At 53.4% G+C, this 10,548-nt stretch carries 9 protein-coding genes and 1 pseudogene; 4 read left to right on the top strand and 6 right to left on the bottom strand.

What is annotated here, in order from left to right; all coding sequences use genetic code 11:
- Positions 1–43: 43 nt before the first annotated feature.
- Both cysI and cysJ read right to left on the bottom strand, forming a co-directional pair.
- Positions 44–1,756, bottom strand: a complete 1,713-nt coding sequence (gene cysI, locus ABZJ92_RS11945) for an assimilatory sulfite reductase (NADPH) hemoprotein subunit (RefSeq protein ID WP_001290713.1) — start codon at positions 1,754–1,756, stop codon at positions 44–46.
- Positions 1,756–3,555, bottom strand: a complete 1,800-nt coding sequence (gene cysJ / locus ABZJ92_RS11950) for an NADPH-dependent assimilatory sulfite reductase flavoprotein subunit (RefSeq protein WP_000211949.1) — start codon at positions 3,553–3,555, stop codon at positions 1,756–1,758. The genes cysI and cysJ overlap by 1 nt, the downstream gene beginning before the upstream one ends.
- A 318-nt stretch (positions 3,556–3,873) precedes the next feature.
- On the opposite strand from cysJ, the gene queD reads away from it, so the two are divergent.
- The 4 genes and pseudogenes from queD (at position 3,874) to ABZJ92_RS11970 (ending at position 6,428) form a co-directional block, all read left to right on the top strand.
- Positions 3,874–4,236, top strand: coding sequence for a 6-carboxytetrahydropterin synthase QueD (gene queD, locus ABZJ92_RS11955; protein WP_000108294.1), 363 nt, complete (start codon positions 3,874–3,876; stop codon positions 4,234–4,236).
- Between the two features lie 77 nt (positions 4,237–4,313).
- Positions 4,314–5,585 carry an FAD-dependent oxidoreductase gene (locus tag ABZJ92_RS11960; RefSeq protein ID WP_005085585.1) on the top strand — a complete coding sequence of 424 codons (1,272 nt, stop codon included), beginning with the start codon at positions 4,314–4,316 and terminating at the stop codon, positions 5,583–5,585.
- Positions 5,576–5,836: a ferredoxin family protein gene (locus tag ABZJ92_RS11965; protein WP_000109522.1), complete on the top strand. Its 261-nt coding sequence runs from the start codon at positions 5,576–5,578 to the stop codon at positions 5,834–5,836. Before ABZJ92_RS11960 ends, ABZJ92_RS11965 begins: the two co-directional genes overlap by 10 nt.
- A 16-nt stretch (positions 5,837–5,852) precedes the next feature.
- Positions 5,853–6,428 (top strand): annotated as a pseudogene (locus ABZJ92_RS11970) (glycerol-3-phosphate responsive antiterminator).
- A 147-nt stretch (positions 6,429–6,575) separates the two neighbouring features.
- Here ABZJ92_RS11970 and ABZJ92_RS11975 read toward each other — a convergent pair.
- From ABZJ92_RS11975 to ABZJ92_RS11990, 4 genes are all read right to left on the bottom strand, one after another.
- On the bottom strand, positions 6,576–7,436 hold the full coding sequence (locus tag ABZJ92_RS11975) for an electron transfer flavoprotein subunit alpha/FixB family protein (protein ID WP_005051545.1): 861 nt from the start codon (positions 7,434–7,436) through the stop codon (positions 6,576–6,578).
- Positions 7,433–8,212: an adenine nucleotide alpha hydrolase family protein gene (locus tag ABZJ92_RS11980; protein ID WP_005085581.1), complete on the bottom strand. Its 780-nt coding sequence runs from the start codon at positions 8,210–8,212 to the stop codon at positions 7,433–7,435. The genes ABZJ92_RS11975 and ABZJ92_RS11980 overlap by 4 nt, the downstream gene beginning before the upstream one ends.
- Positions 8,190–9,599: an MFS transporter gene (locus tag ABZJ92_RS11985; protein ID WP_000147685.1), complete on the bottom strand. Its 1,410-nt coding sequence runs from the start codon at positions 9,597–9,599 to the stop codon at positions 8,190–8,192. Before ABZJ92_RS11985 ends, ABZJ92_RS11980 begins: the two co-directional genes overlap by 23 nt.
- Before the next feature lie 21 nt (positions 9,600–9,620).
- Positions 9,621–10,548: FAD-binding oxidoreductase (locus tag ABZJ92_RS11990; RefSeq protein ID WP_050596811.1), on the bottom strand; the 928-nt coding region annotated here is incomplete at its 5' end.

Genomic DNA, 10,548 nt, shown 5'->3' on the forward strand with positions numbered 1-10,548 from the left:
GACGCTCACGCGTCTTATCAGGCCTACAAGACCGGGCTGATGGTTAATCCCACAAATCGCGCGCCGGATCGAGCACCGGGCGAATGATGCCCGCACGCACCGTAAAGTCGCCGAAGCCTTCACCCGCTTCGCGCTCTTTCGCCCAGCGCCCTATCAGTTCATCAAGCGACGCCAGGATTTCCGGCTCGGTGATGTTTTCTTTATACATCCGTGGGATACGTGTCCCAATGCGGTTGCCGCCAAGATGCAGGTTGTAGCGACCCGGTGCTTTACCCACCAGGCCCACTTCCGCCAGCATCGCGCGACCACAACCGTTCGGGCAGCCTGTTACACGCATCACGATATGCTCATCGCTGACACCATGTTTCACCATTAAATTATCGATGTTGTCGATAAAAGACGGCAGGAAACGCTCCGCTTCCGCCATCGCCAGCGGGCAAGTCGGGAATGACACGCAGGCCATCGAGTTTTCACGCTGCGGCGTGACGGCATTCATTAACCCGCTCTCTTTGGCAATTTTCTCGATCTTCGCTTTCTCGCTTTCCGGCACACCGGCGATGATCAGATTCTGGTTCGCCGTAATGCGGAAATCACCTTTGTGGATCTTCGCGATCTCCAGCAGGCCAGTTTTCAGCGGACGCCCCGGATAATCAAGGATGCGACCATTTTCGATAAACAGCGTCAGGTGCCAGTTATCATCAATGCCCTTAACCCAGCCAATACGATCGCCGCGTCCTGTAAATTCATACGGGCGGATCGGTTCAAATTTGATCCCCGCGCGACGCTCCACTTCCGCTTTAAACGTCTCAACCCCCACGCGCTCCAGTGTGTATTTGGTTTTGGCATTTTTACGATCGGTTCGGTTACCCCAGTCACGCTGAGTTGTCACGACGGCTTCCGCCACCGCTAGCGTATGCTCTAGCGGCAGATAGCCAAACTCACTCGCCGTGCGGGCGTAGGTTTTCTTGTTACCGTGTTCGATAGAAAGCCCACCGCCCACCAGCAGGTTGAAGCCCACCAGCTTGCCGTTTTCCGCGATCGCCACGAAGTTCATGTCGTTGGCGTGCAGATCAATATCGTTCTGCGGCGGGATCACTACCGTGGTTTTGAACTTACGCGGCAGGTAAGTCTGACCAAGGATCGGTTCTTCATCGGTGGTGGCGACTTTTTCCTGATCGAGCCAGATCTCCGCATACGCGCGGGTACGCGGCAGCAGATGTTCAGAAATCTTCTTCGCCCACTCGTACGCTTCTGCGTGCAGCTGCGACTCGTAAGGGTTCGAGGTGCAGAGTACGTTACGGTTCATGTCGTTAGCAGTCGCCAGCGCATCAAGACCGACCGAGTGCAGCATCTGGTGCACCGGTTTGACGTTCTTTTTCAGAATGCCGTGGAACTGAAACGTCTGGCGGTTGGTCAGGCGAATGCTGCCATAGATGGTGTTTTCACCGGCAAATTTATCGATCGCCTGCCACTGTTTGGTGGTGATAACTCCACCCGGCAGACGGCAGCGCAACAGCATCGCGTGGCGCGGCTCCAGCTTCTGTTCAGCACGTTCGGCGCGGATGTCGCGGTCATCCTGCTGATACATGCCGTGGAAGCGGATCAGCAGGAAGTTATCGCCCTTAAAGCCGCCGGTCAGACCGTCGTTTAAATCTTCCGCAATGGTGCCGCGCAGGTAGTTGCTTTCAAGCTTCATGCGCTCGGCGTCTGTCAGTTTTCCTTCGACCACTAAAGGCCCTGGATGTTTTTCGCTCATTAGTAGACATCTCGCTGATAACGGCGCTCTACGCGCAGCTCACTTAAAAATTCATCCGCCGCTTCGGTGTCCATGCCACCAAATTCGGCAATCACTTCCAGAAGTGCCTGCTCAACGTCTTTCGCCATGCGATTAGCGTCGCCGCAGACATAAATGTGGGCACCGTCATTGATCCAGCGCCACAGCTCCGCGCCCTGTTCGCGCAGTTTATCTTGTACGTAAACTTTTTCTTTTTGGTCGCGCGACCAGGCGAGATCGATCCGCGTCAGCACACCCTCTTTGACGTAGCGCTGCCACTCCACCTGATACAGGAAGTCTTCCGTAAAATGCGGATTGCCAAAGAACAGCCAGTTTTTACCTGGCGCTTCGTCAGCGGCGCGTTGCTGCATAAAGGCGCGGAACGGCGCAATACCGGTGCCTGGGCCAATCATAATCACCGGGGTTTCCAGGTTAGCGGGCAGGCGGAAGTTATCGTTATGTTCGATAAATACGCGGACTTCGCCCTCTTCTTCCACGCGGTCAGCGAGGAAGCTGGAGGCACCACCGGCACGGGCGCGGCCTTCCACGTCGTAACGCACCACACCAACGGTGACGTGTACTTCGTTCTCGACTTCCGCCTGCGAGGAGGCAATGGAATAGAGACGCGGGGTCAGCGGGCGCAGCAGATTAATTAGCGCTTCGGCATCAAGCTGTGCCGGGGAGAAACGCACCATGTCAACAATCAGCGTCGTCGCGGCGTAATGCTGTAACTTCGCTTTATCGCCCACCAGCGGCAGCAGTGTTTCACTGCGGGTAAGCGTGGCGTAATTCTCAACAATGTTGGCGGTGTTGACGGTCAGTTCGAAGTGCCACTGTAGCGCTTCGTTCAGAGGCAACGTTTTGCCCTCGACAGTGACAGGTTCATCGCCTGTCAGCCACAGCAGTTCGACAAGTTCTTTCACCAGTGCCGGATCGTTCTGATACCAGACGCCCAGCGCGTCACCCGGCTGGTAACGCAGGCCCGAGTCGCCTAAGTCAATTTCGATATGGCGAACGTCTTTTTCAGAGTTACGCCCAGTAATTTTCTGGTTAACAGAGAGGCTAGCCACCAGCGGCGCGTCTTTGCTGTACGGGCTGGTGTGGATTTCATTTACCGCGCCAGTAGCGACGGATTGCGAAGGTGCCGCGACAGGCGCACGCGATTTAAGCGCATCAACCACGCGGGCGCGCCACTCGCTGGCAGCAGCCTGGTATTCAACATCAGAATCGACACGGTCGAGCAGGCGTTCACCCCCCAGTTCCGCCAGCTTGCTGTCAAAATCTTTCCCGGACTGGCAGAAAAATTCATAAGAGCTATCGCCGAGGCTAAACACGGCAAACGCGGTGTTTTCCAGCTTTGGCGCTTTTTTGGAGAACAGGAACTTATGCAGCGCGACGGCTTCTTCCGGCGGTTCCCCTTCCCCTTGCGTTGACGTCACTACGATGAGCAGTTTTTCGCTGGCGATTTGTTTGAATTTATAGTCGCCCGCGTTCACCAGCTTAACGTTCAGTTTTGCTGCTAATAAATCATCGCGTAATGCTTCAGCAACCCGGCGCGCATTGCCGGTTTGCGAAGCAGAGATAATCGTTATACCCGGCATTTCTGCGGCGGGCGCTGGCGTCACTGCAAGCGCAACAGGCTGCTGGTTGAGCACGCCCCAGAAATAGCCAGAAACCCAGGCAAGCTGGGTAGGCGTTAAATCGGTCGTGGCCGCCTGAAGGCGTGCCAGTTGCTCCGGGTTCAACGGAAGCAACGCGGAAGGTGGGACCTGTGTCGTCATGCGTCGTTATGTTCCAGTAAGCAAAGCTGTTTCTGCGCCCTGTCAGCGCCCATAAAACAGAAGAGAAGGTAAGGTTAACGGGGTGAACGGTGTGGATTAAAGACGGGATAGCGATAACTAATAACCAAATCGACTAACCTGTTTTAGCAATAGTCTTTAACAACAAAATAGATTAACCAACCTAATGAAAAACAAATGAATTTAGCCAATCATTAAGATAAATCAGCGATTTTGCGCAACAAAGTCGTTTTAGATAATGCGAAAAAACAGCCTTTCCGGTACTCTACGGCGGTTTTATCGTCCTGTAGAGAAATTATGATGTCCACCACGTTATTTAAAGATTTCACCTTCGAAGCCGCTCACCGCTTACCACATGTCCCGGAAGGGCATAAATGTGGTCGCCTGCACGGGCATTCCTTTATGGTGCGACTGGAAATTACCGGGGAAGTCGATCCGCATACGGGCTGGATTATCGATTTCGCTGAACTGAAAGCGGCGTTTAAGCCAACTTATGAGCGCCTCGATCACCATTATCTCAATGATATTCCAGGTCTGGAAAATCCAACCAGCGAAGTTTTAGCAAAATGGATTTGGGATCAGGTTAAACCCGTTGTGCCGCTGTTAAGTGCGGTGATGGTAAAAGAAACCTGCACCGCAGGGTGTATCTATCGCGGCGAATGATAAGAGTGTGTCGGCGGTCAATTTCCCTTTAGTAACGCTATGTTAGGGTGTTGTGTTCTGGATATCTGGGGCATGACATGGAAGACGACTGCGACATTATTATTATTGGTGCCGGTATTGCAGGCACCGCTTGCGCGTTACGCTGCGCGCGAGCGGATTTATCCGTTTTGTTACTCGAACGCGCTGAAATCCCCGGCAGCAAAAATCTTTCCGGCAGGCGGTTATATACCCATGCACTCGCGGAACTCCTCCCGCAATTTCATCTGACCGCGCCTCTTGAACGACGCATCACTCACGAAAGCCTTTCCCTGTTAACGCCGGATGGCGCAACGACGTTTTCCAGCTTACAGCCCGGCGGTGAATCCTGGAATGTATTACGTGCACGGTTCGATCCGTGGCTGGTTGCCGAAGCCGAAAAAGAAGGTGTCGAATGCATCCCCGGAGCGACGGTGGATGCACTGTATGAAGAAAACGGCAGAGTCTGTGGCGTTATTTGTGGTGACGATATTCTCCGCGCCCGTTATGTGGTGCTGGCAGAAGGTGCCAACAGCGTCCTGGCTGAACGTCACGGGTTAGTGACTCGTCCTGCTGGCGAAGCGATGGCGTTGGGGATCAAAGAAGTGCTGTCGCTGGAAACATCCGCTATTGAAGAACGTTTTCATCTGGAGAATAACGAAGGCGCAGCGTTGCTGTTCAGCGGCGGAATCTGTGATGACTTACCCGGCGGCGCATTTCTTTATACTAATCAACAAACGCTCTCGTTAGGGATTGTTTGCCCGCTCTCTTCCCTTACGCAAAGTCGTGTTCCGGCAAGCGAGCTGCTGACTCGCTTTAAAGCGCATCCGGCAGTGCGCACGCTTATCAAAAACACGGAATCACTGGAGTATGGTGCGCATCTGGTGCCAGAAGGTGGCTTGCACAGTATGCCGGTGCAATACGCCGGTAACGGCTGGCTGCTGGTGGGCGATGCGTTGCGCAGTTGCGTCAATACCGGAATTTCCGTGCGCGGCATGGATATGGCGCTGACTGGCGCACAGGCGGCGGCACAAACGCTAATAAGCGCCTGCCAGCACCGCGAGCCGCAAAATCTGTTTGCGCTTTATCATCACAACGTAGAGCGCAGCCTGCTATGGGATGTTCTACAACGTTATCAGCATGTTCCGGCGCTTTTGCAACGCCCTGGCAGGTATCGGGCGTGGCCTGCGTTAATGCAGGATATTTCCCGCGATTTATGGGATCAGGGTGATAAACCTGTTCCACCGCTGCGCCAGTTATTCTGGCATCATTTACGTCGTCATGGCCTGTGGCATCTGGCGGGCGATGTTATCAGGAGTCTGCGATGTCTGTAGCCCGTAATCTCTGGCGCGTTGCTGATGCGCCGCACATTGTTCCGGCTGACTCCGTTGAGCGTCAGATGGTACAACGGTTGATTAACGCCTGTCCGGTAGGTCTTTTTTCTCTCACACAGGAAGGTGACTTACGTATTGACTATCGCGGCTGCCTGGAGTGTGGCACCTGCCGTTTGCTGTGCGACGAATCCACACTACAACAGTGGCGCTATCCGCCTTCCGGATTCGGCATCACCTACCGCTTTGGATAAATAATAAGGATAATTTATGCCCCTCTTACACCTGCTCCGCCAGAATCCGGTGATTGCTGCCGTTAAAGATAATGCCAGCCTGCAACTGGCCATCGATTCTGAATGCCAGTTTATTTCCGTGTTGTACGGCAATATCTGCACCATCAGTAATATCGTTAAAAAGATTAAGAACGCCGGGAAATATGCTTTTATTCATGTTGATTTGCTGGAAGGCGCGTCAAATAAAGAAGTGGTGATTCAGTTTTTGAAACTGGTGACCGAGGCGGATGGAATTATCAGCACCAAAGCATCGATGCTAAAAGCGGCAAGAGCGGAAGTTTTTTTCTGTATTCATCACCTGTTTATTGTTGATTCGATTTCGTTTCACAACATTGATAAGTAAGTTGCGCAATCGAATCCGGATTGTATTGAGATCCTGCCAGGCTGCATGCCCAAAGTGCTGGGCTGGGTGACGGAAAAAATCCGCCAACCGCTGATTGCTGGCGGGCTGGTATGCGATGAAGAAGATGCGCGTAATGCGATTAACGCGGGTGTCGTGGCGCTTTCCACCACGAATACCGGAGTCTGGACGTTAGCGAAAAAATTGCTTTGACGGGATAATCGTAACCAATTGAATTTGTTTTGATTTGTTGGCCGCACGCCACATCCGACATTCAGCGCCTGATGCGACGCTTAACGCGTCTTATCAGGCCTACAGGTCCCCAGTCCAGAACCGTAGGCAGGATCATCCGGCAGCACGTTATTGGTATTCTGCGTGAATGTTTGTCACCAGTGCCTCCAGCACCACTTTCCAGTCATCAACCACGCCAATATCTGCCTGTGAAAATACCGCTGCGCTGGCGTCATGATTAATCGCCACCATAAACTTGCTATTGCGTACGCCCGCCATTAACGCTGCTGCGCCGGAAGCGCCAACAACAATGCACACCTCAGGTGCCAGCAGATGTCCGGAAATACCAATCACTTTTTCAGCATCAACGCCACCGTTCATCACTCGCGCCCGACTGTAGCCCACTTCGGCTCCCAGCTTTTCTGCCAGCATAACGATTTCCTGGTTATCTGCCTCTCCGCCCTGTCCCACCACCAGCACCCGTCTGGCCTCAGCTAATGGGTCGCGGCTAACATTTTTCAGATCCTCTGTGCTAACCAGCCAGTCGGGAAGCGCACCTGGGACAATGTTCAGTTGCTGCATTCCAGAGGGCAACGTGGCGTTTTTCGCTGCTCCCGCCTGACGCGCCAGGGAAAGGCATAACGGGCGTTTTTCTGTTTGCAGCGTCGCCGTTAACGCATTTCCCCAGTGGGATTTGCGCATGCTTACGGTTGGAATATCTAACGAAGTCACCTGACAGATGCTTGCACCATGTAAACGCCAGGCCAGCCGGGTCGACAGTTCATCGCCAAACGTTCCCGGCGGAAAGAGAACAACGTCCGCAGGCGTTCGCTGCCACTGTTCCACCATCGCATCCAGCACCTGTTCCGCCACTACGGGCTGAGGTTCTATTTGCCAGTGCGCCAGCGTACAACCGCTGAAATCCTGCGCCGCCAGCCAGCTCGCTATTGCGGCATTCTCCTGATTTATTGTCACAATTGCGATATTCATGGCTGCATCCTTTGGCGTAAATAGTCCTGCCATAGCTTTTGAGCTTTTTCTGCTACCGTTTGCCCATCAATCAGCGTCGCTCCGCGTCGTTGCTCTGCTCTTGCCAGTTGCAGACACTGCATCGCTGGCATTTCGGCAGCAACAGTTTTACGGATAATTTCTGCTTTCCCCGCAGCCATTCGCTGGCGCATTCCCGGTACTGGCAAGGCCACTTCACCGCACTGACGCACGGCAATCACCGCAGGCAAGCGAACCCGGCAACAGCGCAACCCATGTTCAGTACGCTGTTCGAGGGTGATAAACAGCGCGTCGAGAGTGAAACGCTCCACCTGGGTGAAGCAGGGCCAGCCCAGCATTTCCGCCAGCAAAAATGGCGTTTGCCCATTCTGCCCTTCGCTGCTTTGGCTGCCGGTAATTATCAGATCCAGCGGATTCTGACGCTGCCATTCGGCAATATGGCGAGCGACAAATTCCGGCGCAAAGCGCAGATCTGCCGCCGTCTCCAGCAATACAGCTTCCTCAAACCCAAGAGCCATGAGATAGCGCAGCCAGTGCAACGCCCGTTCATCCCCCATGCTCAACGCGGTTAAAGACATCGGCGTACCGTTTTTTCTCTGCGCTAACAGCAGCGCGGCAGCGGCCTGTTCATCAGCACCGAGTAAACTTCGCAGTAGCGAAACATCCGGTCCGCTATTACCCTGAGCCGCCGCCTGCCACTCTTTTTCCGCCAGCATTCCGGCATCCGGTTCGGCTTTAAACGCTAACAGAATGTTCATTCGCACCTCCTACATTTCCCGCCGCCACCAGCGGGAGGGCTTTAGTTTCTGGTGCCCATAGCCAGGTCACAACAAAACCAACCAACAACACTGTCGCTAGGAGCAATAAGGTGACTTGCATTCCCCACTGCGCCAGCACCCACGGCAGCAGGCCAGTACTTACCGCCGCGCCAAGTCGACTCATGGCGGTGGCAAAACCGACTCCCAGCGAGCGAATGTCAGTAGGAAAACTTTCCGCAGGCAAAATGCCCACCAGATTACTGACTGCCGAAATGGTGGTGCTGAAGAGAACAAAAAGCAGCAGCGTTAATGAACTGCCGGAAGGCAAACAGGCCATTACTACCAGCGTTGCCGCCAGCAGCAAAAAACTTCCCAGCAAAAATTTGCGATGTGCCAGCAGGTGCGTCAGAACTAATCCCAGCAGCGCGCCCACAATTAACAACGCATTAAGCATCAGGCTGGCAGTCAGCGCATCTTCCAGACCAATAGTCTGGGCGATAGTTGGCAGCCAGGTATAAATCACAAACCATGGGATTACGAGGCAGACAAAGAAGACGCTGTTAAACGCCGTGCGCCGCCAGTAACGCGAAGAGAACAAGGTTTTGATGTGTTTATGGGTCGCCGTTACCACTTCATCGCCCAGTAAAACATGGGGACCAAAATAGCGATGCACGATAGCGTGAGCTTCTGCAAAACGCCCCTGGCACAGTAGCCAACGTGGCGATTCTGGCGTTCCCCAGCGTAATAACGTAATCAACAACGCGGGCAGAGCTGCCGATGCCAGCAACCAGCGCCAGGCCTCCGGGTTTTCGGAAATAAAGTGATGTCCGGCAATACTTGCCAACACATAGCCTACGGTCCACACCACGCTGAATGCGCCCAGCAAAATACCGCGATGGCGGCGCGGGGAAAATTCAGCCAGCAAGGTGTGACCTACTGAGTAATCGCCTCCCAGACCAATGCCGATCAAAATGCGCAGCCCAATAAGATGCTCTGGCGTGGTGGCAAAAAATTGCAAGAACGAAGCGAGCGTAATCAGCAAAAAGCTGAAGGTGAAGATTTTTTGCCGACCAATATGGTCGGAGATCCACCCAAGAACCAGGCTGCCAAGAAACAAACCAAGGAGCGCCGAGCCGCCGATCATTCCCGCCATAAACGGCGTCAGTTGCATGGCGGGCGTAAGTTGAATAATGGCGTAACCAATGACGCCTAGAACATAACCGTCGGTCAGGTGTGCGCCGAAAGTGAGCGTAGCAATTCGACAGTGAAAACGGTTAAGCGGTAAATCATCCATTCGCACCGGTGAAGTGTTCATCTTTACCCCTTCATTGTCCGGTAATAAGAACGGCTTCTCGCCTGAGAAGCCGAAAAGGCAACGCCCCGTCATCGCGGAACGCTGCCTGATACATTATTTTTCAATCGGATAGATAGTACCCGTATTCATAATGCCGTTAGGATCGAACTGCTTTTTCAGCCCTTCCAGCAACGCCCACGCGCTGCCGTGTTCCAGCTTGCTCCAGTGAACGCGATGTTTACCAATGCCATGGTGGTGCACCATCGAACCGCCGAGGCGAATGGTTTCTTCGCAGATGATTTTGTTGAGCGGATTGTGGTACTTGTCGATTTCCTCTTCCGGCTTACAGTCAACAACGTTGTAGTCATAGACGAAGTACATGTTGGTGCCGTTCTGATAGCTATGAGAGGAGTGACCGCCCAGCATGGTGATGTCGTCGGCGTGCGGGAACTCAGTACGAATACGGTTAATAACGCTTTCGTAGATTTCGTGGATGCAGCTCCAGCAGCCGGACACTTCGGTGGTAAAGCCCATGTTGCCGGTTTTGAGGATCTGCACACGTTCGGCAGCCACTTTATCCGGTCCCCAGTTCAGGTTGTTAAACCAGGTTTCAATCAGTTTGCTGTCCACGCGCTGGCACTGCGGGTAGCGGGCAACGATTTCCGCAATCCCTTCGCCCGTCGCCTTCGCAATGCGAGGGTTACCTTCAGCCATAAAGATCAGCACACATTTTCCGTCGGCAAAATGGGTGAAGTGTTGGGTGCCATCTTCAGCGTCATACAAACGAGCGATCGACGGACGATACCCTTCCACCATGATTTCACGCAGGATGTTGAAGCCGGTTTTCATGTCTTCCAGGATATAGCCGTAGAAGAGGTTGTTTTCCGGGGTGTATTTAAAGATTTTCACTGTTACTTCAGTGATATAGCACAATGCACCTTCGTTGCCGATGATGATGTGACGAATGTGGTAATGCTGCCAACTTACTGATTTAGTGTATGATGGTGATTTTAAGGTGCTTGCGTGGCTTCCATTTCCATCA

Origin of the sequence: Shigella sp. FJ200513 (genome assembly GCF_040495915.1) — a bacterium.
In the GTDB taxonomy this organism is placed as follows: Bacteria; Pseudomonadota; Gammaproteobacteria; order Enterobacterales; family Enterobacteriaceae; genus ECMA0423.

Bases quoted from the DNA above. Each gene is read 5' to 3' on its own strand.
- cysI (WP_001290713.1), bottom strand. From the start codon at position 1,756: ATGAGCGAAAAACATCCAGGGCCTTTAGTGGTCGAAGGAAAACTGACA.
- ABZJ92_RS11965 (WP_000109522.1), top strand. From the start codon at position 5,576: ATGTCTGTAGCCCGTAATCTCTGGCGCGTTGCTGATGCGCCGCACATT.
- ABZJ92_RS11960 (WP_005085585.1), top strand. From the start codon at position 4,314: ATGGAAGACGACTGCGACATTATTATTATTGGTGCCGGTATTGCAGGC.
- ABZJ92_RS11985 (WP_000147685.1), bottom strand. From the start codon at position 9,599: ATGACGGGGCGTTGCCTTTTCGGCTTCTCAGGCGAGAAGCCGTTCTTA.
- ABZJ92_RS11980 (WP_005085581.1), bottom strand. From the start codon at position 8,212: ATGAACATTCTGTTAGCGTTTAAAGCCGAACCGGATGCCGGAATGCTG.
- queD (WP_000108294.1), top strand. From the start codon at position 3,874: ATGTCCACCACGTTATTTAAAGATTTCACCTTCGAAGCCGCTCACCGC.
- cysJ (WP_000211949.1), bottom strand. From the start codon at position 3,555: ATGACGACACAGGTCCCACCTTCCGCGTTGCTTCCGTTGAACCCGGAG.
- ABZJ92_RS11975 (WP_005051545.1), bottom strand. From the start codon at position 7,436: ATGAATATCGCAATTGTGACAATAAATCAGGAGAATGCCGCAATAGCG.